Source organism: Bacillus sp. Cr_A10 (assembly GCF_029222665.1).
Classification (GTDB): domain Bacteria; phylum Bacillota; class Bacilli; order Bacillales_A; family Planococcaceae; genus Psychrobacillus.
Genome location: NZ_JARHXR010000012.1, coordinates 1 through 22569 on the forward strand (window position 1 = coordinate 1; position 22569 = coordinate 22569).

General features: G+C 37.5%; 19 protein-coding genes. 4 read left to right on the forward strand and 15 right to left on the reverse strand.

Features of this window, described 5'->3' with window-relative positions; genetic code table 11:
• Positions 1-425: 425 nt before the first annotated feature.
• The 10 genes from P2Q73_RS13810 to hutU (P2Q73_RS13855) form a co-directional block, all read right to left on the reverse strand.
• A complete protein-coding gene (locus P2Q73_RS13810) occupies positions 426-1598 on the reverse strand; it encodes a hypothetical protein (protein WP_275788201.1) in 1173 nt (390 codons plus the stop codon).
• Positions 1599-1670: 72 nt separating this feature from the next.
• Positions 1671-2858: an amidohydrolase gene (locus P2Q73_RS13815; RefSeq protein ID WP_275788204.1), complete on the reverse strand. Its 1188-nt coding sequence runs from the start codon at positions 2856-2858 to the stop codon at positions 1671-1673.
• 36 nt (positions 2859-2894) lie between these two features.
• Positions 2895-4409 carry a histidine ammonia-lyase gene (hutH, locus tag P2Q73_RS13820; protein WP_275788207.1) on the reverse strand — a complete coding sequence of 505 codons (1515 nt, stop codon included), beginning with the start codon at positions 4407-4409 and terminating at the stop codon, positions 2895-2897.
• Between the two features lie 39 nt (positions 4410-4448).
• Positions 4449-5609 carry a M20/M25/M40 family metallo-hydrolase gene (locus P2Q73_RS13825; protein WP_275788210.1) on the reverse strand — a complete coding sequence of 387 codons (1161 nt, stop codon included), beginning with the start codon at positions 5607-5609 and terminating at the stop codon, positions 4449-4451.
• Between the two features lie 17 nt (positions 5610-5626).
• Positions 5627-6868 carry an imidazolonepropionase gene (hutI, locus tag P2Q73_RS13830; RefSeq protein ID WP_275788212.1) on the reverse strand — a complete coding sequence of 414 codons (1242 nt, stop codon included), beginning with the start codon at positions 6866-6868 and terminating at the stop codon, positions 5627-5629.
• A 60-nt stretch (positions 6869-6928) separates the two neighbouring features.
• Entirely contained in the window at positions 6929-8278 is a 1350-nt protein-coding gene (locus P2Q73_RS13835; RefSeq protein WP_275788215.1) for a YjiH family protein, read from the reverse strand.
• 39 nt (positions 8279-8317) lie between these two features.
• Positions 8318-9040, reverse strand: a complete 723-nt coding sequence (locus P2Q73_RS13840) for an amino acid ABC transporter ATP-binding protein (RefSeq protein WP_053588687.1) — start codon at positions 9038-9040, stop codon at positions 8318-8320.
• Positions 9037-9693 (reverse strand): amino acid ABC transporter permease, encoded by a 657-nt coding sequence (locus tag P2Q73_RS13845; RefSeq protein WP_053588686.1) that lies wholly within the window; start codon positions 9691-9693, stop codon positions 9037-9039. Before P2Q73_RS13845 ends, P2Q73_RS13840 begins: the two co-directional genes overlap by 4 nt.
• Positions 9694-9764: 71 nt before the next feature.
• A complete protein-coding gene (locus P2Q73_RS13850; RefSeq protein ID WP_275788219.1) occupies positions 9765-10583 on the reverse strand; it encodes a basic amino acid ABC transporter substrate-binding protein in 819 nt (272 codons plus the stop codon).
• 107 nt (positions 10584-10690) lie between these two features.
• Entirely contained in the window at positions 10691-12409 is a 1719-nt protein-coding gene (gene hutU, locus P2Q73_RS13855; protein WP_275788221.1) for a urocanate hydratase, read from the reverse strand.
• A gap of 356 nt (positions 12410-12765) precedes the next feature.
• On the opposite strand from hutU (P2Q73_RS13855), the gene P2Q73_RS13860 reads away from it, so the two are divergent.
• The gene (locus tag P2Q73_RS13860; protein ID WP_275788224.1) at positions 12766-14475 is read left to right on the forward strand and encodes a sigma-54 interaction domain-containing protein; all 1710 of its coding nucleotides are present in this window, start codon (positions 12766-12768) and stop codon (positions 14473-14475) included.
• Between the two features lie 107 nt (positions 14476-14582).
• On the opposite strand, the gene hutU (P2Q73_RS13865) is transcribed toward P2Q73_RS13860, so the two are convergent.
• Positions 14583-16307: a urocanate hydratase gene (gene hutU / locus P2Q73_RS13865; protein WP_275788227.1), complete on the reverse strand. Its 1725-nt coding sequence runs from the start codon at positions 16305-16307 to the stop codon at positions 14583-14585.
• Between the two features lie 394 nt (positions 16308-16701).
• Here hutU (P2Q73_RS13865) and P2Q73_RS13870 point away from each other — a divergent pair, with 394 nt between their 5' ends.
• On the forward strand, positions 16702-17214 hold the full coding sequence (locus tag P2Q73_RS13870; RefSeq protein ID WP_275788229.1) for a GNAT family N-acetyltransferase: 513 nt from the start codon (positions 16702-16704) through the stop codon (positions 17212-17214).
• A 261-nt stretch (positions 17215-17475) separates the two neighbouring features.
• Here P2Q73_RS13870 and P2Q73_RS13875 read toward each other — a convergent pair whose 3' ends face one another.
• From P2Q73_RS13875 to P2Q73_RS13895, 4 genes are read right to left on the reverse strand one after another with little or no spacing between them, the layout of a single operon-like run.
• On the reverse strand, positions 17476-18552 hold the full coding sequence (locus tag P2Q73_RS13875) for an NAD(P)H-dependent flavin oxidoreductase (protein WP_275788231.1): 1077 nt from the start codon (positions 18550-18552) through the stop codon (positions 17476-17478).
• 4 nt (positions 18553-18556) lie between these two features.
• Positions 18557-19561 (reverse strand): GrpB family protein, encoded by a 1005-nt coding sequence (locus tag P2Q73_RS20345; protein ID WP_345798851.1) that lies wholly within the window; start codon positions 19559-19561, stop codon positions 18557-18559.
• Positions 19554-20117, reverse strand: coding sequence for a ribonuclease FAU-1 family protein (locus tag P2Q73_RS13890; RefSeq protein ID WP_275788234.1), 564 nt, complete (start codon positions 20115-20117; stop codon positions 19554-19556). Before P2Q73_RS13890 ends, P2Q73_RS20345 begins: the two co-directional genes overlap by 8 nt.
• Before the next feature lie 15 nt (positions 20118-20132).
• Complete coding sequence (locus tag P2Q73_RS13895; protein ID WP_053588679.1) at positions 20133-20363, reverse strand: hypothetical protein; 231 nt, start codon at positions 20361-20363, stop codon at positions 20133-20135.
• Between the two features lie 142 nt (positions 20364-20505).
• On the opposite strand from P2Q73_RS13895, the gene P2Q73_RS13900 reads away from it, so the two are divergent.
• Together P2Q73_RS13900 and P2Q73_RS13905 are read left to right on the forward strand one after the other, a co-directional pair.
• Complete coding sequence (locus P2Q73_RS13900; RefSeq protein WP_275788237.1) at positions 20506-21018, forward strand: GNAT family N-acetyltransferase; 513 nt, start codon at positions 20506-20508, stop codon at positions 21016-21018.
• A 203-nt stretch (positions 21019-21221) separates the two neighbouring features.
• The gene (locus P2Q73_RS13905; RefSeq protein ID WP_275788240.1) at positions 21222-22361 is read left to right on the forward strand and encodes an MFS transporter; all 1140 of its coding nucleotides are present in this window, start codon (positions 21222-21224) and stop codon (positions 22359-22361) included.
• The last annotated feature ends 208 nt before the right edge of the window (positions 22362-22569 follow it).

Below are 22569 nucleotides of genomic sequence, written 5' to 3' on the forward strand. Positions count from 1 at the left end.
ATCTCGGCTAACGCTATTCCCGCAGGAGTGTCGCCTTTTTCAACGATTTTCTATAAATACTAATTGAAAAAATGTAAGTGATAATAACTCGATCTATTAATGCATGATAGTTTTCTTATTGTAAAGCGGATAATAGTTGATGGAGTGGAAGGCGGCGACTCCAGCCGGAATAGCAAATGTTTTCTGCACCGAAAGCGAAGCGTCAGGTGCATGAGCTGAAGACCCTGGACTGAGCGGAGCGAGGGAAGCGGCTGAAGCCATGCCGGCGGAAAGCGTCCGCCTGGAACGGAAATTAACGGGACCCAGACAAAAAGCGAGTATGTGAACGAAATGTCGTTCACATACTCGCTAAGAGATACCTTACTGCCTTTTGTCTTAAATCTGAGAGATTATGAATGTTACATAATCTCTTTTTCTATTTCCCTTTATAGTGTTTTTATTAATATACTTGCAATAATAACCGACCCCACAGTTACAGTTGTAAAACCACCTACGAGCATGGGGGTTAATATCTCATTAAAAATCTTTTCTTCTTCTTCTTTATCTCTTCCTACACTTCTGCTAACTTCTTCACACACAATATAATCTCCAGGGAAGCCAAACGTAGCAGTTAGGGCCACTGGAATCCCTTTAAGTGGGTCCCACTTAAATATTTTTGATCCGATGTACGCACCGACAATAATTCCTATAATCCCAACTACCATAATAGATAGTACTTCTGGGAGGTAGCCAATAAATTGGCCAAATGTAATATCATTCATCATGATAATAATTAAAAATATAATTCCTGCCATACCGACAGTAAATGCATTCGCACGCTCCATTACTCTCTCTGGATAAAATCCAATTAACCTACCCAAGACACCGATAACTAGAGCCCATAAACTATATGGAATAGGTGTGTATTTCCCTAGAACAACTGCAAGAGCTCCACCGACAAATAATAAGAAGAGTAAAATTAAATTACTTCTATATTTATCCGGAAGAAAAAACTTGTCATTTTCCTTTTCATTATTATCGCTTGCCTTGTATTCTGAGACGTAGGTTCCATTGTCCATTTCAGTACGAATTTTCAGTGCATATTTACGGAGAATATTTGTCGCGATAGGTATTCCAAATAAGGATTGTATCGCCATAATTAATACAGGAATTGTCACCAGTGAAACTAAGCCTAACTCCGCTAATCCTTCTGACGTAACAAGAAGGGCGATAATACCTCCAGTTAGAGGACCAACACCAGCAACTGCTACAGAATAATCAAAAATGAAAGTAACAATCGTTAAGATTAGCACAGAAGCAAAGATTATACCTAACACTGCTATTGCAACCGCTCTCCATTGGGACTTAATGCTTTTTAATGGAATTAATGTCCCCATATGAACAATAATCGGAGCAGTACCTAAAACAGTACCTACAGTTACGAAACCAGAATCAACAATCATACTCTTTGGTAATATTCCTGTCCAAATTAGTACAAGATAACCCATCAACGCTATGAACAGCATTGGAATTCTTGCTTTTGTTAAAATAGATATTACCTCTCCAACAGCGATTAATCCTAAAATCACCATTGCTGCTACAACAGGTTCTTGAAACATACATCTTTTCCTCTTCTCTATCATTATTTTATGGAAAATTATTTATAGAGTTTTTCTAAGATGATGTACTTGTTAATTCAATAATTTAAACGGTGCCTTAATCAATAGCTTAAGGCCCATCTCCAATGATTTTTCATCAATATCGAATCGAGGATGATGATGGGGAAAATTACGCCCATCATCAGCAAATGCTGCTCCAACACCAATAAAACAGCCAGGAACTTTGTCTGAAAAAGCTGAGAAGTCTTCCCCACCCATCATCGGTGGAACAATCATAATTGTTTCATCACTAAATTCTTCTTTAATAAGTTCTTCCATTTCCTCCGTTAATTTGTGATTGTTCATTACAGAACCATAACCATATATATAATCAAACTCGTAGAATGCTTTGTGAGCCTCTGTAACTCCTTTCACTATTTCTTCCATACGATGTACAATTTTTTCTCGAACTCCTTGATCAAAACTTCTTACTCCTCCACCGATTTTAATGGAATCAGGTATGATATTTTTTGCGGTTCCACCATTAAACTCCGTAACGGAAACTACCGCTTGCTCTAATGGCGCTACATTGCGTGCAATTATATGCTGCATGTTATTTACTACTTGCGCTCCTATTGATATGGGATCAATTGTTTCTTCAGGCTGAGAGGAATGTCCCCCCTTACCAATAATTTTAATGTCAAACACATCTGAATTTGCTGAGAAAGTTCCATATGGCATAATAACTTTTCCAGTTGGAATATTGGAAAAAACATGTAATCCAATTATTTTGTCGACACCATCCAGCACTCCAGCTTTCACCATTTCTTGCGCACCACCAGGAAAGAGTTCTTCAGCGTGTTGGAAAATAAATCTTATCTCACCTTTTATTTCATCCTTTAGTTGCACAAGAATTTTAGCAGCACCAAGGAGCATAGCAGTATGTCCGTCATGCCCACAAGCGTGCATGATGCCCGAATTACTTGAAGCAAATGGCAACCCAGTTTCTTCCGTTATGGGCAAAGCATCCATATCAGCTCGCATCGCTAGAACTTCACCGGGCTCGCTACCTTTCAGACGTCCCACTACACTTGTTTTTGTTGGACGTGTAACTTCTATATTTCCAAATGATGTGAGTGTTTCAAAAACATATTGAGATGTTTTAATCTCTTCATACGATAATTCAGGGTTTTGATGAAAATATCTTCTCCATTTAATTACGTCCTCAAATACATCTGTAATGAGGCTATCCATGTTACTTTTTAATCGAAATTCCGTCATTTCCTTCCCCCCATTTTAGAAATAGCTTTATTAATATTACTTGCCGAATTTTAATACGTCTTCTCGCAAAATATACTGGGCTAATGCTTCCATTTGGTCAGAGATTGCTCGATCACTATCTAATGGCGGGCATATCGCTCGCACTTTTTCTAAGTAATCCCTTGTCGCTGGTGCAAGTTGGTTTTCCGCTTTCTCTAAGTAAATCGCTTGAGATGCACATATTAACTCAATAGCAATGACTCTCGCGCTGTTATGAACAATTTCACGTGCTTGGCGTGACCCAATAGTCCCCATACTCACATGATCTTCCTGGTTTGCTGACGTCGGAATGGAATCAACACTTGCTGGATGAGCAAGGACTTTGTTTTCCGAAACTAGAGCAGCCGCAGCATATTGCGGAACCATTAATCCACATTCTAAACCTGGATCCATAGCTAAAAATGGAGATAACCCACTTAATTGGGGATTAACTAGACGTTCTGTTCTTCTTTCTGAAATATTCGCCCACTCTGCAGCCCCAACTTTCAAAAAATCCATAGCCAATGCAATTGGTTGACCATGAAAATGTCCACCAGAAATTATTTCACCATTTTCTAATATAATAGGGTTATCCGTTGCAGAATTAATTTCAATTTTCAGTCTTTCTTCTACATAATTAAATGCTTGCCAGGATGCACCATGAACTTGAGGAATGCATCGAATGGAGTATGCATCTTGCATTCTTATTTCCCCTTGATGCGTAATTCGTTTACTTCCTTCCAACCAATTTCTCATTCGAGAAGCGACGAATTCCAATTCCGGATGTGGGCGCACAGCTAATAATTCACTATCAAAAGCAGAAATAATTCCTTGTAGTGCTTCCATTGTTAAGCATGCAGCCATATCCGCGGCTAAGCCTACACGTTCTGCTTCATTAAGTGTAACAACTCCAACTCCAGTCATCGCCTGTGTCCCATTGATTAATGCAAGTCCTTCTTTTGCTTCTAAGGAAACAGGTGTTAAACCAGCTCGCTTGAGAGCTTCAGCACCCGAAAGAATCTCACCTTCATATTCGGCTTTCCCCTCACCTATTAACACTATTGCTACATGAGCTAACGGTGCCAAATCGCCACTTGCTCCAACTGACCCTTTACTAGGGACAATAGGATGAATACCTTTATTAATCATATTTACTAATAATAGAAGTGTGTCTTCTTTAATCCCTGAAAAACCTTTTGCTAGTGCATTTGCACGAAGAACCATCATCGCCCGTACAACGGGTGTTGGTAGTGGGTCTCCTACCCCAACTGCGTCTGCACGTAGTAAATTTAATTGTAATTTCGCGATATCTTCTTTTTCTATTTCGATATCACTTAATTTACCAAATCCAGTATTGACTCCATAGATAACTTTTCCATCTCTAAGCTGTTTTTCGATTCTTTCCCGACTAGCACGTACCCTTATTAAATCAGCCTCTGGTACAATCGCCTTTACATCCCCATAAACCACACGCTCAATTTTATGTCTATCTAACGTACGTCCATCTAATTCAACTACTTCTTCATTTCTCATTGTCCGTTCACTCCCTATGTCTACTACTAAATAGAATAATTATTTATGATTCTCATACCATTGTTCTATTAATTCAGCTGTTAGTCTACCTGTATTTATTAAGTTTTCAATACTAATACATTCTCTAAAGGAGTGGATGTTTTGAAACCCATTACCTAAAGTAATACAAGTCAAACTATTCTCGTTAAGTACATTAGTATCTGCACCTCCTAATGTTTCGGTTAAATATGGTTTTACATGTATGTTTCTCGCTGATTTTTCAACCGTGGAGGTTAGAATATGATCCTTAGGAATATCAAATCCGCTATATTTCTTTTCAATACGAACATTTACTTTACCATCACTTTTTCTAGCTGCCTCTTGCATCGCATCCTCCATATGCTTTAACTGGCGTTCTAATTTATCTTTAGAAAAGCTTCGTACTTCTCCTGCCACCGTCACAGAACCAGGAATAATGGATGTTAATTCTCCTCCATTTATAATACCTATATTAGCTAGTGTCTCTTCATCAATGGTGCCTAACTTCATATTCAATAGACCATTTGCAGCTATTAGAAATGCACTATTTCCTTCCTCAGCGTTTAGTGCAATATGTGCCGCACTACCTTCCACTTCCATCCAGATGCGACTACTGTATGGTCCTTTTAAAATTATTTGACCGACATCGCCACTACTATCAAAAATGTAACCTGCTTTACTCTTAACCTTTGAATAGTCCATATATTTTGCTCCCACAAGTCCTGGTTGCTCATTAACAGTTAAAACAAATTCAATTGGTCCATGTTGTATCCCACTTTCAATAACCGCTCGTATTCCTTCTAAATATGCAGCTAATGCAGCTCGATCATCTGCACCCAATATAGTTGTGCCATCAGAATAGATAATTCCATCTTTTATAACTGGTTTAAGTCCCTCAGTTGGAAGCACTGTATCCATATGAGTAGAGAAAAATAGTGGAGGAATAGTTGCATCAGTTCCCTCATGCCAAGCAATTAAATTACCAACTTCACCATTAAAATTTTTATGTGCTTCATCAAATTCAATTGTAAATCCAAGCTCCGGTAATACTTTCATCAAATATTCCGCTACAAGTTGTTCTTTTGTACTTGGACCATTAATTTTTGCAAGTTCCAAAAACAACTGGAGCAAGCGCTCTTCTTTTACTTCTTCTGCAGCTGAAGTGAATTGTTTTTTTGTCATCCATAACTCCTCCTATTTTATCGATTGACTACTACTTTGCCGTCTTTAATAACTGTTTCAACTATGTTCGTTCCAAGCTCGTATGCTATATGTTTATACGTAGGAATATCCCAAATCTGCAAGTCTGCTAGTTTACCTACTTCAATAACACCACGATCATTTAAATTTAGTGCTCGTGCACCTCCATATGTAGCCGCTTTTATTGCTTCTTCAACTGTGAATTTATACAGTCTACATGCAAGGTTAATAACAAATTGCATGGACTCTGTATAACATGCAGGGCATAAATCAGTTGCAAGAGCTATTTCCATCCCTAAGTCGAGCATTTTTCTCGCATCAAATGGTTGCTTGTGTCCAACAGCAAAATCCAATGCCGGCATTAATACTCCGGTGACTTTGGAATGTGCTAGCCTTTCCATTACTTCAACAGGTGTATAATTAAGATGATCTACGGAAACCATGTTCATCTCCACCGCTAAATCAGATCCTCCAATATAGGAATAAGCATCTGCGTGTAACTTCGGTTTCATTCCATATTGTAAAGCAGCTTCCAATATTAGCTTTGATTCCTCCGCCGTATAGTAACCTTCATCACACCAAGCATCACAGAATTCTGCAAGATTGCGCTTACCTACTTCTGGAATCATTTCATTTATAATAATGGAGAGATAATCACTCTTTTCCATACCTTTCGGAAAACCATGTGCTCCCAGAAAAGTATTTAATACATCGACAGGAGTTTCTCTATCAAGCCTTCTTCCCACCTCAAGTATTTTAATTTCACTTTCGGTAGTCAAACCATATCCACTTTTACTCTCTATAGTTGTAATTCCGTAATTTAACATGCTTAGCATTCTTTTCTTGGACTGTTCAAATAAATCTCCTATGGAAGCATCCCGTGTCAATTCTATCGTCCGATTAGGACCTGTAGTAATGCCAAGTTCTTTTAATTTTTCAGGATTGTTGCCAGTCAGTTTTGCTGCGTATTCCTCTACGCGTGTACCGTTAAATACTAAATGTGTATGACAATCTACAAATCCAGGTGCAACTACTTTTCCAGTCGCATCGATTATTTGTGTATTTTCAACATCAAACTTCTTACTTAGTTCATCTTTTAATCCGACTCCAATAATTCTTCCATCATTAATTACAAGCGAAGTATTCTTTAGAACTCCAATGCCAGACATACCTTCGCCAGAACAAGTTACGATTTCCGCTGCATTACTAATTAAAAGGTCGACTTCTATTTTTTCACTCATTGTTTTCATACCTCCATTATAAGTAGTAAGAGACACATTTCAGCTACACACCTCGCTATTTTAGAGGAATAAAAATGCAAGTGGTGTAACAATAATTAGCGTTAATATTGTTCTCCAAAACCAAATTGCTAATATATGAGTCATCTTAATTGGTATTTCCGTTGATAGAATACAAGGTATCAAAGCAGAGAAGAAAAGAATCGTTGAGATGGAAAGAGATCCAATGATAAATCGAGTTTCTAAACTTGCCTCCAATACAACCAATGACGGTAAAAACATATCGATCAGGTTAATGGCTGCAGCCTTTGCAGCTAGAAGTGGTTCTGGAATTTGAAGAATCCAAGTTAATGGATAAAAAATATAACCAAGAAAGTCGAACACCGGTGTATGATTGGCCAATATTAGCCCAAATAATCCAATGGACATAATTGACGGTAAAATACCCATTGCCATTACTAATCCATCTTTGACATTCTCATAAATATTTGTCTTTAATTTAGGAGCATTATGAGCAGTAAGCATTGCTTGCTCCCATGCATACTTTACTCGATTCTCTTTTATAATTTCTTCTGGATAACCTTCTTCTGTGTAATACTCATCGCTCATTTTATTTATTGGCCAAATTCTTACCGTAATTGCTGTTACCACAAAAGTAACTAAAAATGTGAGCCAAAAATATAAATTCCAAATATGCATTAAGTCTAAAGTGTTTGCCACAACAATCATAAATGTAGCGGACACAGTTGAAAAACCAGTTGCAATAATAACAGCTTCTTTTTTTGTATATTTACCTTCCTTGTAAATTCTGTTCGTTATTAACAAACCAATTGAGTAACTACCAACAAACGAGGCAACAGCATCAATAGCAGATCTACCAGGAGTTCTCCATATTGGACGCATAATTGGTTGCATGAAAATACCAATAAACTCAAGTAATCCATATCCGACTAACATTGCTAAAAAGATGGCACCAATTGGTACAAGAACTCCAATAGGAATGAGCAAACTATAGTACCAGTAAGGGCCCATATCTTCTGCCATAAGCCAGGCAGGACCAATTTCAAACAATACAAGAAAAGCAGCAATAGCTCCTAATACTTTAAAGCTAGATAACACCATTTCCACTTTACTTTTGCGCCATGTCTTTTTGTAAAATGGGTAAGCTGCACCCAAAACTACTAATATCATGGCATAATAGGCATTTGCCGTATTAGAAAATGACCGAATCCATGTAACCAAATGATCTAAAGGAATGGAATTTTTATCATTTATATTGATAGGTATAAAAAACATAAAGATTCCTATCGTACTAAAAAAGAAGAACTTTAAGAAATTCCGAAACGAATATATTTTTTGTTGCTCATTAAACGAAACTTGATGATTTTCTAATGATTCTGGAAGGCTATTCATTTTTTCACCCCATTTTTGATTTCATAATCTCGGAAACTATTAGAGAACCTTGCTCAAGAAGGATTTTGTACGATCGTGTTGTGGATTTTCAAAAATTTCTTTTGGAATATTTTCTTCCACTATGAAACCACCATCCATAAATATAACGCGGTCACCTACTTCTCGAGCAAATCCCATTTCATGAGTTACTACTACCATCGTCATCCCCTCTTTTGCTAATTGCTTCATTACTTCCAGAACTTCCCCAACCATTTCAGGATCTAATGCAGATGTCGGTTCATCAAAAAGCATAATTTTCGGCTCCATCGCAAGTGCCCTTGCAATAGCTACTCGTTGTTTTTGACCGCCTGATAGGGAATCGGGATAAGCATTTGCCTTCTCTTCAAGTCCCACTTTGCGAAGTAAATCTAAGCCTTTTTTCTTTGCTTGTTCTTCCGAAAGTTTTCTCACCCTCATAGGGGCAAGTATTATATTTTCCATTACCGTTTTATGGGGGAATAAATTAAATTGTTGAAACACCATACCTACATCAGTTCTAACTTTATTAATATCTGTCTTCTTATCCGTTATATCAACACCTTCTATCGCAACACGACCATCCGTGATGGATTCCAATAAATTCAAGCATCGTAAAAAGGTAGATTTTCCGGACCCTGATGGACCAATAACTACCACAACTTCTTTTGGCTTTATGACAACATTAATATCTTTTAATACTTCGTTACTACCAAATGATTTTTTTAAGTTCTTCACTTGTATCATTCTGTTGCCAACCTTCTTTCAAGATGATTTAACAAGAAGCTTAAAGTAGTTGTTAGTACGAGATAAATAAGGGCAGCGGTCAGATAAGGCTCCCATACTCTGTAATATTGACTTGCTAATGCACGCCCATAATACATCAGCTCTGGAGTTGCAACAATCGCTGCAAGTGAAGATTCCTTAATTAGGACGATAAACTCATTACCCAGTGGTGGAATCATTCGTTTGAATGCTTGTGGCAAAATTACATCTTTCATTGATTGCACATGATTCATACCTAGTGAACGTGATGCTTCCATTTGGCCTTTATCAATCGATTGAATCCCAGCTCTGAATATTTCTGATATATAAGCACCCGCTATTAATGAAAGTGCGATAATACTAGCTATTATTCCATTTGTATGACCAATAATCATAGGAACTACCCCAAAGTGGATCAATAAGATTTGGACAAATAAAGGTGTTCCTCGGAAAAATACTATATAGCAACTACATATAAAAGAAATAACTTTATTTCGCATCATTTTTCCTAAACCTATTAGTAATCCTAATATTGTTCCTAGTAGTATTCCAATAAGTGATAATCCTATTGTTAATAACGTTCCCTTTAAAAAGAAAGGGATATATTCCACTAAAATGTCTAGTCTAAAATCCAATAGGTTCCCCCCCTAGTAAAAACTAAATAGCGTAACTAATAAATTCAAAGTTACGCTATTTCATTTTCATATCATTCCTGTTGAGCAAGTATTGTATCTACATCCGGTTCTGTTCCAAACCATTCTTTATAGATTTTTGTATAGGTTCCATTTTCAAGAATTGTAGACACCGCTTTATCAAAATCTCCTGTCAGTTCACTTCCCTTAGGAAACATAATTCCATAAAACTCACTCTCAAATCCTTGTTCATCTGTAATTACTACAAGCTTTTGGTCGGGATTATTTTTTGCATATTCTTCCACTACTGCATTATCTGCAACAACAGCATCAGCCCCACCGCTAATCATTTCCATGATAGCTAAGTTATTATTATCGAATTTTTTTATATTACTATTATTTTTACCAAGAATACCTTCCACTGCTTCCTGACCAGTCGTTCCACCTAATACCGCTACTACCTTATCATTCTTTAAGTCCGCAGCAGTTTTAATATCACTACCTTCTGGAACTAGAATTTTATTAGTTGATAGATAATATGGAACTGAGAAATCGTACGTTTGCTTTCTTTCATCATTGATTGTAATTGCACATATCCCTAAATCAGAAAGCTTACTTTTTACTTCAACAAACAGTGGATCCCATCCAACATTAACTAGCTCAATCTCATAACCAGCTTCTGCTGCAACAGCATTCATAAAGTCTACATCGAAACCAGTCATATCTCCTTTATCCAAATAAACAAAAGGCGCATAATTAGCCTCTGTTGCAACTTTAAGTGTTTTCTTATCTCCACCGCTACCATTCTTATCTGCATCAGCCTCTCCTGACCCACATGCCGCTAAGATTAAAGAGAAAATCATGACTATCGTAAGAAATAAATTCTTTTTCATTCCATTGCCCCCTATTTATGTTTTTTTAGAGCCATTTATCCATGAAACTAAAAGAAAAGAAGGGTAGATATCCTATGTCTAGATATCTACTACCTTTTTTCATTTCCTTATGCCTTAACTCCCTTTTTCACATCTTTAGGTCCAAATGTCGCTTCACGCTTCCACCATAATGGGATCTTGATGCTCTCCTCTGTTAATTTTCCTTTTCCGTTCGCTACGTCCTGTGCAATTTCATAGCCCGCCTGTGCGTGACGAACTACCCCTATGCCTGAGTCTACGGTCATCGCCACCTCGAGTCTCATATCCGATTCTGCTGTTCCGTCCGCAACCATCGTCACGCCTGTATGAACTGCCTCCCCCATTGAATAGTTCGCTTGGATCGCGATGAGGTCACACATGCCTACTGCGTTTAAAAGTCCGTTCAACATCGGCCAGTCAGAGATCAGGTCACTGCCGTCTTTCATGTTTTCTGATTCGAATGTCGGGTTCACGATCGAACCAGAATCCAGGTTGTCACGGGAGAATGCCACAGGTCCTGCTAGTTCTCCGCGACGGATCATGTCGTTCACTTCTAATGCGAAGGCCTTGCGTTGACCGAAGCCCATGTAACAAATACGCGCAGGTAGCGCTTCGATCGGGATATGTTTCTTCGCGAGCTTGATCCAACGTGTCACCAGGTGGTCGTCACTGAATTTCTCGAGGATCATGTCGTCAATCTTGCGTAAGTCCTCTGCCTCACCCGATAGGCAAACCCATCGGAATGGTCCTCGTCCCTCACAGAACAGCGGGCGGATATATTCTGCCACGAAGCCCGGTAGTCGCTTCGCCTCTTTTTCGTCCATTCCAGCATCGATGCATTCTTTGCGGTGGCTTGTTCCGTATTCGAATGAATGGACACCCAAATCCATGAATTTGATAAGCGCCTTCAATTCACGGACCATTGTCTCACGTGCTTTTTCCAGGTAAAGTTCACGGTTGGAATCACGTAACTCTTCCGCTTCTTCCACGGTATAACCAGCTGGCAAGTAAGAGATTGGGTCATGCCCTGGGGTCATGGAAGTAGATATGTCTGGTAGCCATCCTTTTTCAAGCACTTCATCAAAAATATCAGCCGCATTTCCTACGACTGCGATGCCAAGCGGTTTCCCAGCAGCCGCATATTCCTTCGCCTTCGCAATCGCCTCGTCCAGCGATCCAGCAACCTCATCGATGAAGCCTTTGTCGATACGACGTTGAATGATTTCGATGTTCGAGTCACAAAGGATGGCAACACCCCCGTGCATCGTCATTGCACGAGTTTGGTTTCCACCCATCCCTCCAGCTCCTGCAGTAAGTAGAATTTTTCCAACGAGTGAATCATTGTAATGCAGGCGTGCAATCGCCGAAAGTGTTTCAAATGTTCCTTGGATAACCCCTTGGGTACCGATATACTCCCAAGGCGCCGCTGTATAGTTCGCATAGATCGTCAGATTTTTGTCTTGTAGATCGTAGAATGTCGGCCAATCTGCTTTCATGATGTTCGTCGTTGCCATCACCACGGTCGGGGCATACTTATGTGTCTTAAAGATCGCCACCGGCATCCCAGATTGCACGACCAATGTCTCATCATCCTCTAACTCTTTTAAGGATTTCACGATGGCATGATAGGATTCCCAGTTGCGTGCAGCTTTCCCGATTCCCCCATAGATGACCAGCTCTTCTGGTTTTTCTGCGTTTTCCATGTTATTTTCAAGCATACGTAGGATGGATTCCTGTCTCCATCCTTTACAACGTAACTCAGGTCCTCTTTGTGCTTTCACGGAATATAAGATTTCAGGTGTTGTCATTACTATTTCCTCCTAAATTATAAAATTGTTTTCTACACATTTTTATAATGCAAGAGCCGTGCCAATTTTCTAAATCTTTTTGAAACTATTTTAAAATTCCGTAAATTCATTTGATTTTATAAGTCTATTTTTGTTATCACCGAAATTTTGATAGATAGAGAGATGCCAAAATCATTCAAAACACTGCAGATATTTTTTTACTTGCAATTAAATAATTTTATTTATTTATCAAAATATATAGAGAGAGTTGAGTTTTATTAGGTGCAGATAAATTTTACATGCAGACTCTTCTAAATAGTCAGAAGAATTATGTTATACTATTGATAATTTTATTTATGGAAGGGAGTAAAACTACCATGACTGTAGCATCTATCGGATCAATTATTCGAAGTTTTGTAGATGGAGTGATTGCACTAAACGAGAATCATGATATTCTTTGGTATGACTTAGATATGGACTTTCCTATTAAGATCTCAAATGGAATGGCTATTAGTAGTTTTATTGACTGTGATTACAACCAGTTTAACAACAATGAATCATTTACTCTTCAATTAGATGGAAGAAAGTTATCAGTAGATGTGAAAGTTTTTTCTTCCGATTGTTCTATTATTTTTTTATGCCTAAAATATTCGGAAACCGATATAACTTATATAGAGGAAAGATTGTTTTGCTTAGAAAAAATTATTGAAGCTCTTGATGAAGGAGTTATGATGAGTAATTCAGAAGGAGAAATTACTTTGTATAATGATGCTCAAGAGAAAATGGAAGGTTTATCTAGCAAGGATATAATAGGTAAACATTTATGGTCTGTCTATAATTACAATCCGCAATACTCGGAACATCGACATACATTTAAAACAGGAAAACCTATCTATTCTAGATATCGGGCACATTCAAAAATTAATGGTATACCTAAATACGTTAACTATAGTACATTTCCTATCCAAAAAGACGGGAAAACCATTTCAGTATTTTCTATCAGCACGAATGAATCAAAATTGAAAGACCGACTACACGAAACAATTGAACTAAAAAGACAAGCAAATGTTTCAAGCGAAGATAAAGTCCATTCTAAGAATGGCACTATTTTTACATTTAATGATATTAAGGGAAAAAGCCTTGCTCTATTAGAACTTATAAAAGAAGCGCAAAATGTTTCTATACATAATGCAGATACATTAATTGTAGGCGAGACAGGTACTGGAAAAGAGTTATTTGCACAAAGTATGCATAACCATAGTCCGCGGGCAAATAAACCATTCGTTGCAATAAATTGTGCTGCAATCCCAGAAAATTTACTCGAAAGTACGTTATTTGGAACAGTAAAAGGTGCATTTACAGGTGCTACAGACCAAATGGGATTATTTGAATATGCACAAGATGGCACCTTATTTTTAGATGAAATTAACTCGATGCCCATTACTTTGCAAACAAAATTAATGCGTGTCCTACAAGAAAGGCTAGTTCGTAAAGTAGGCTCTAACGAAGTTGCACCTGTAAAATGTACTATTATAAGTGCGTGTAACGAAGATCCCGAAAAACTTATTGCAGAAAATAGGATGCGACTAGATTTATTTTATCGAATTGCACATACAAGTTTATACATTCCACCACTTAGAGATCGAATTGAAGATGTACATTTTTTTATAAATTATTTTTTAGATACTTATCAAGCAAAATTATCAAAAACGGTTCCACCACTTTCCGATTGGTTACGAAAAAGTCTTCTTCATTATACTTGGCCAGGTAATATTAGAGAATTAGAACATTTGATTGAAAATATCATTATTCGAGTTCCAGAAAACGGTGAAACTATTGATATTGAGCATCTTCCATCTTATATGCGTGGAAAAATATTGATGTATTCCAATACTTCCAATAATCAGCGAGAGGACACTCAAAGACCTCTTAAAAAAATCTTTAATAGTACGGAAAGACAATTAATCGAAACAACATTAGTACAATCAAATTGGAATGTATCTCGAGCTGCAAAAAAACTTGGCATTACACGACAAAGTCTACAATATCATATTAAAAAGCATGATCTTGAAAAACCTACTATATAAATGAAGGAATAATATCATTCAGGATTCTCGGAACTATTTGCCATTACACTGGTCACAAATGCGGATTAAAAAACAGAACGGTTTAATGCCGTTCTGTTTTGTACTTTTTATTTCACTCTTGCTTCTTCTTTCTTTATATCTTTAGGTCCAAATGTCGCTTCACGCTTCCACCATAATGGAATCTTGATGCTCTCCTCTGTTAATTTTCCTTTTCCGTTCGCTACATCTTGAGCAATTTCATAGCCCGCCTGTGCGTGACGAACAACCCCTATGCCTGAGTCTACGGTCATCGCCACCTCGAGTCTCATATCCGATTCTGCTGTTCCGTCCGCAACCATCGTCACGCCTGTATGAACTGCCTCCCCCATTGAATAGTTCGCTTGGATCGCGATCAGGTCACACATGCCTACTGCGTTTAAAAGTCCGTTCAACATCGGCCAGTCAGAGATCAGGTCACTGCCGTCTTTCATGTTTTCTGATTCGAATGTCGGGTTCACGATCGAACCAGAATCCAGGTTGTCACGGGAGAATGCCACAGGTCCTGCTAGTTCTCCGCGACGGATCATGTCGTTCACTTCTAATGCGAAGGCCTTGCGTTGACCGAAGCCCATGTAACAAATACGCGCAGGTAGCGCTTCGATCGGGATATGTTTCTTCGCGAGCTTGATCCAACGTGTCACCAGGTGGTCGTCACTGAATTTCTCGAGGATCATGTCGTCAATCTTACGTAAGTCCTCTGCCTCACCCGATAGGCAAACCCATCGGAATGGTCCTCGTCCCTCACAGAACAGCGGGCGGATATATTCTGCCACGAAGCCCGGTAGTCGCTTCGCCTCTTTTTCGTCCATTCCAGCATCGATGCATTCTTTGCGGTGGCTTGTTCCGTATTCGAATGAATGGACACCTAAATCCATGAATTTGATAAGCGCCTTCAATTCACGGACCATTGTCTCACGTGCTTTTTCCAGGTAAAGTTCACGGTTGGAATCACGTAATTCTTCCGCTTCTTCCACGGTATAACCAGCTGGCAAGTAAGAGATTGGGTCATGCCCTGGGGTCATGGAAGTAGATATGTCTGGTAGCCATCCTTTTTCAAGCACTTCCTCAAAAATATCAGCCGCATTTCCTACGACTGCGATGCCAAGCGGTTTCCCAGCAGCCGCATATTCCTTCGCCTTCGCAATCGCCTCGTCCAGCGATCCCGCAACCTCATCGATGAAGCCTTTGTCGATACGACGTTGAATGATTTCGATGTTCGAGTCACAAAGGATGGCAACACCCCCATGCATCGTCATTGCACGTGTTTGGTTTCCACCCATCCCTCCAGCTCCTGCAGTAAGCAGAATTTTTCCAACGAGTGAATCATTGTAATGCAGGCGTGCAATCGCCGAAAGTGTTTCAAATGTCCCTTGGATCACCCCTTGGGTGCCGATATACTCCCAAGGTGCCGCTGTATAGTTCGCATAGATCGTCAGGTTTTTATCTTGTAGATCGTAGAATGTCGGCCAATCTGCTTTCATGATGTTCGTCGTTGCCATCACCACGGTCGGGGCATACTTATGTGTCTTGAAGATCGCCACCGGCATCCCAGATTGCACGACCAATGTCTCATCATCCTCTAACTCTTTTAAGGATTTCACGATAGCGTGATAGGATTCCCAGTTGCGTGCAGCTTTCCCGATTCCCCCATAGATGACAAGCTCCTCTGGTTTTTCTGCGTTTTCCATGTTATTTTCAAGCATGCGTAGGATGGATTCCTGTCTCCACCCTTTACAACGTAACTCAGGTCCTCTTTGTGCTTTCACAGAATATAAGATTTCAGGTGTTGTCATTATTAATTCCTCCTAATTATAAAATTTTGTTGATACACTTTTTATAATGCAAGTGTCGTGCCAACATACGATTTTATTAGAAAAAATTAAGTTATATGTTGCCATTGATTTCAGCGGGAAAAGCGGGTCCATGTGAGAGACTACAGGAGCTAACAAAGAGCATGTTTAATAGAGGAGCCAGAATAAGAAATTTGTAATTTAATCAATCTCGTACACTTACACAAATTCCGAATAGTTTATTTTTAGTTAAATGAGATATCAGAATTTCATTTCTTTAAAAAAAAGCAGATAATATTTGCGAAGTGAAAAAAAATGCAGATAAAATTTTCTATAAAAGGCAAAAAGGACATGATAACATATTTATAGATTGATAACAGTGAAAAGGAGTGGGGATTTGAAGATTGTAATGGAAACTGCTCGAATGTATTTATGTGTATTTGAAGAAGAACATATAGAGTCTGCAAAACATTTTTGGGGCAATCAAGAAGTGATGGCATTATGTGATGGACCTACCCCACATGAACTATTGTCTCAAGTAATCGCAGTTTATCGTAAATGTCATGAAGTCCTCGGGTTATCCGTTTACGCTGTAATAGTAAAAGAAACGAATGAGGTTATTGGTTCAGCAGGGTTTAATATAGCAGGCACCATGAAAGAAGTTGAATTAATTTATCATTTCATTCAATCATCTTGGGGAAAAGGTTTTGCATCTGAAGCTGCTAAGGCTTGTTTAGAATTAGCTAAAAGACACACAAATATTCAAAAGGTAACAGCTTCCGCGACTCCAGAGAATAAAGGTTCACTCAAAATACTAGAAAAGATTGGTTTTACTTATAAAGGTATGAAATGGTTTGATGATACGCAACAAGATGAGCCTTATTATGAATACATTATTGTATCAAACTAGAAAATGGGGCTGTCTTGAAAGTCATAAATAATGACTTTTAGGGGCAGCCCCTTTCTTCGTAGCTTCTAATAAAAAGATGATTATTTCCGTTCCAAGCGGACGCTTTTGGACTTTTTCAGTGCCCTCCTACACTACGTGCGGTGCCTCGGACTGTCTCGCTTTCCCGCAGGAGTCGCCGAAAAACCGCCAAATTTCTTATAATGTAAGTCGTTTTTCTCCATTTGCATTATTTTAGGGAATTATTGAACAGCCCCTTTGTTTTTACATGCTTATATTTATTCCTTTTGCTTCTTTTATGATCCGCTGTATTAATGCTTCCGCTGTCTCCGTTCTAGCAAGTAAGGGGCTTTGACCAGACCAAAGAGACATAAATTCTTTATTATGTTGATCAGAAGATGTCTTTCGAATCGATTGTGTCAATGTATTTTGTATAGGAAAAATTGGAATATCAGTTTCATTTTTGTGCATTTCTATTATAAATTTATTTTTAATCCCTCTTGCCCATTTACCTGAAAAAGCATTAGTTAACGTTATATCTTCATCTTTTGCTTCGAGTATTGCTTCTTTATGTATTGGTTGAGCACCGCTTTCTTCACAAGTTAAAAACGCAGTACCCATTTGGACAGCACATGCACCTAAGCTTAAAGAAGCCATTAGCCCTCTACCATCCATAATGCCCCCAGCAGCTATTACAGGTATCTTTACATGATCTACTACTTGAGGAATCAAAGACATTAGGCCAATCAAGCCTTCTTCGTGAGCATTTAAAAAGTTACCTCTATGACCTCCCGCTTCACTTCCTTGCACAACGACAGCATTCATTCCTAGTTCCTCAATAAGTATTGCTTCCTTAACTGTTGTTGCCGTACCAATAGAGATAATGTTTAGTTTCCTTAATTCATTTAACACTTCTTTGGATGGAACACCGAAAGTAAAAGAACAAATAGGAACTTTTTCCTCCATAACAATTTGTATTTGTTCCATAAATGTCTGTTTGGTATTCTCTATACTTGGAAGAAGTATATTTTCATCTTGAATGTTTAATTCCGCTTTATATTTGCTTAGTAATTGATTGGTTTTCTTTATCTTGGTTTCATCAATCTCAAAAAAGTTTGGAACAAATAAATTTACTCCATAGCATTCTGATGTTAACTGCTTTACCTCTTTGATTTGCTCTTGTAATTGAGCTGGAGTTAAATATCCGGCTCCAATCATTCCAAGCGCTCCACTATTAGAAACAGCTGCCACTAATTTCGAAGTAGTTATCCCTCCAGCCATTGGTGCTTGAATAATAGGATGCTCTATCTTTAATAACCTAGTAATTTCATTTTTCAACATCAAGTCAACTCCAATCTTTTTTAACTACAAACTTAGGGTAATGGTTTACATCCAGCCCTAAACTTTCAGTTCTTAACCATTCCATTGCTTTTAGTACGAGTGGTGATGCATTATCAGCATTAATTTCATTTTCAGCAACCCACACAGCTCCAAATGAGTCTTGTCCTTCAAATTGTTCAGGTTCCACTATATCACCACCCACTTGCTTAACTAAATAAAACACTGCAATATGATGTACATCTGTCGCACCTCTCCAGTCCGCAGAAACCATGAAATCAGTCGTTCCTATAGTTTGAATAATTTCGATTTCTAAACCTGTTTCTTCTAAAAATTCTCTTTTTAAAGCTAGTACTAAACTCTCTCTTTCTTCTAAATTCCCTCCAGGAAGATCAAAGCGGTTAATGTAAGGACCACCATTTTTATTAATAACAAGCAGTTTTTCTTGTTGCACGCATATACCATAGACACCAAATGCGCGATGAAAATTCCTTTTTTTTATACCTTTTGACCATTCCATTGCTTTTTGTTGAATTTCCAATGCTAATTTTTCTTTTCCTTTAATGTACGAATCCATATTATATGGGAATTGTTTTGCTAACATATTCTTTAATTCCCCATATTCATGGGCAACTTGTGGATGCACGCTTAAGTAATCTCTAAATACAAGGTGTCGTTTAATTTCTGTATTACCCGTTTCATACATATGCACATGGTGTGATCGATTATCGCCACCTTTTTGAAAATATCTACGTCCTGGGAGACCATTCTCTCCTTTTGGAATATATCCAAGATTAATCATTGCTTCGTTATATGTATCAATTATAGATATATCACTAACTACCGGCATCATATCTATTATTGGTTTTGCTTGAAGTCTTCTAACAGAGGTGCTCCCAATATGATGGATCTCCAGAATGTCAGAACCAAATATTTCTTTTATTTTTCTTGCTTCATCCTCAAACTGTTCCTTCCATTGATCAGAATAAGGCAAAACTTCTACTCTACGCATGTACATCCCCCACAGTATGAAAATGTTTTTCTAACTGTTCCTTATGGATCTTTGAATATTTAAGCAACTCAAATTTATCTTCCTTTAGTAATGATGTAATTCTATTGGCTTCGTTCCATGCTAGATTATACATATCTCGATCAATGAGATTACTTGAAAGAGCATCTTCCAGTTCATCTTCATCTTGCAGAATAATCTCTCCACTAGGCAAAATTATAATATCTAGAAATAAATCATCCCACCAAGGAATATTATTTTCTGTTCCTATTTCATGACATATATCTATATACCATTGTACAATCTCATCATTCGCATTAAACATCGTAGTAATGGAATAATTGTTCTCTATCGGGAAATGTTGCATCCAACTATACCCATCATCTACAATACAAATGCTTTTGTCTGCATAGTTCACCCATAAAGGCTCCGTAACTTGAACAAGATTTAATAATGTTAAAACTCCAGTAAACTCTTTGGTATTCAAATAGTATTGTGCATACTTTCTTTTCACAATTCGCTTCCATTCCGAACGATTCCCATATCTCCTTTTTAACATATCTAATCCCCTTTATTATTTTCTCTCATTTCCTCTTTTAAAATTGCCAGTGAGTTTCGCTAATATTAATTGTTCTTCTTTTTCATCTTTGGCATCATTCATTTTTTCTAAAAATCTCTCAGCGTCTTTTCCTTTTAATATTTTTACACGTTTCCCATGAAACTCAAGAAAAACAATATGATCCTTCGTAATATGATAACTAAAAGGATTTGCATCTAAACGTTTTCTCTTGTCTATGTTATCCATTTCATAGCCTCCAACAATATACATATTATTAAGGTTCTATTTAAAGAAGGTAAATCCTTTTTTCTTAATAAATTAAACCATTGTCCTTTTGGGATATATGATGTTAAATAAAATAAGAATGGAAAAAGGTGGGGGAATAGGAATGAATATAAAAACAGAAAGACTTCATATACGCAACTTTAAAATAAGTGATTGGAAGGCAGTGCACGAGTATACTTCCGATCCAGTTGTTATGAAATACATACCAGAGGGAGTTTTTACTGAAGAGGATGCAAAGTGCTTTATAAATAAAAATATTGGCGGGGACGCTCATATGTTTCCTGTTGTATTGTCAGATAAAGAAGAATTAATTGGGCACATTTCCTTTCAACAATATTTTGGTGATCATACCTATGAGATTGGTTGGGTGTTTAATCCTAAATATTATAATAAAGGGTATGCTTCGGAAGCTGCTCTTTCCATATTAAAATATGCTTTTGAAGAAATGAAATTACACAGAATCATTGCTACTTGCCAACCTCAAAATCCACCCTCTTACCGAGTTATGGAAAAGATCGGTATGAGAAGAGAAGGGTATTTTAAGAAATGTATTCCTCATGATAATGAGTGGTGGGACGAATATTATTACGCTATATTAGCAGAAGAATGGAAATAATTAATAACCGATAAGTTAGGAAGACTTGCGGGAGATGCACAACATCCTTTACTTAAACTTTCAAAAAGTAAGTATCTATCTTTCAGTCTATAAAAGATAATTAAAAATACAGTTTTCGGTTCTTCACTTTAAAATCAGTTACAATATTCAAGGATATTTGTTTATACAGAATTAATTTGCTTTACATTAGAAGGAGAATTGATTTGAAAGTTCAAGTTTTATTAAAAGGGTATAATTTTTTATTTTTTGGTTTACTTGCATTATTTATTCCTTTTTTACCTGTCTATTTGGAGGATAAAGGTTTATCAGCTAGCGAAATTGGTTTAGTTATTGGAACGGGCGGATTTGTAACATTAATTGCACAACCTCTATGGGGATTCATTAGTGATAAGACAAAAACTATACGTAAAGTGATGCTAATACTTGTTAGTCTAACAACAATTTTTGGATACTTCTTATTTAACGTGGATAGTTTTGTGTTACTTGTAATGTTTTCTTTGTTAGTATACTTCGCACTCATGCCATTGGATCCTCTGACGGAAAGCCTTAACTTTACCGTTTCCGAAATGGCTCGAGTCAGCTATGGATCAATTCGAACATATGGAGCGTTGGGATATGCGATTTTGTCTTTAATTGTCGGGTTTTCAATGGACTATTTCGGTATGAACAGCGCTTCTATATTGTTTGCAATATTAGGATTGATATCATTTGCAATCGTTTGGTTCATGCCGGATGTCCAAGCCTCCACAAAGCCTGTTACTATGGAAGGACTGAAACAAGTATTAAAGAATAAAGAAATGCTTCTGTTTTTAGTGATGGTTTTCATAAGTTCAATACCAGCACGTATGAATGATACATTTCTAGGTCTACATCTGCGGGCACTTGGAGGGGATACTTCATTAATTGGAATTGCCTTCTTTATAGCAGCAACAAGTGAAATAGTTATATTTGCTTTAAGTTTTTGGTGGCTTCGAAAGGGCAAAGAGTTAGAAATTATTACGATTGCAACATTTTTCTACTTTTTACGTTTTATCCTCGCTGCTTTCATTTTAAGTCCCCTTGCTTTAACATTATTGCAAGTACTACAGATGTTTACATTCCCTATTTTTTATACTGCTGCGATTCAATATTTATATCAAATTATGCCAAAAGAATGGCGTGCTACTGGACAAACCGTACTTGCGCTCTTATTCTTCGGTTTATCTAGTATAATTGCATCTTATGCTGGTGGTTACATATATAAAGAATTTGGTGGACATACTTTTTATTTCATTATTTCCATTATGTCATTCATTGGAGTTTTATTCGGTGTTTTATTGACAATTCGGAAACATAGAAAGTAGATGTATAGCAAAAAGTTATCTTTGGCCTGACCCAATAATTAGACAAGATGGTAGCTTCCATGACCTGAGTTCGATATCCATTCGAACTTAGGTCTTTTAATTTTTAGTTCAGTGCAGGCTAACGTTTAGTGTATAGGCTGCATGTTATAATAGCTCCATATCATTTTGGTCATTGGCAAATGTTTCATCTTTTTATTCATAAAAAAGC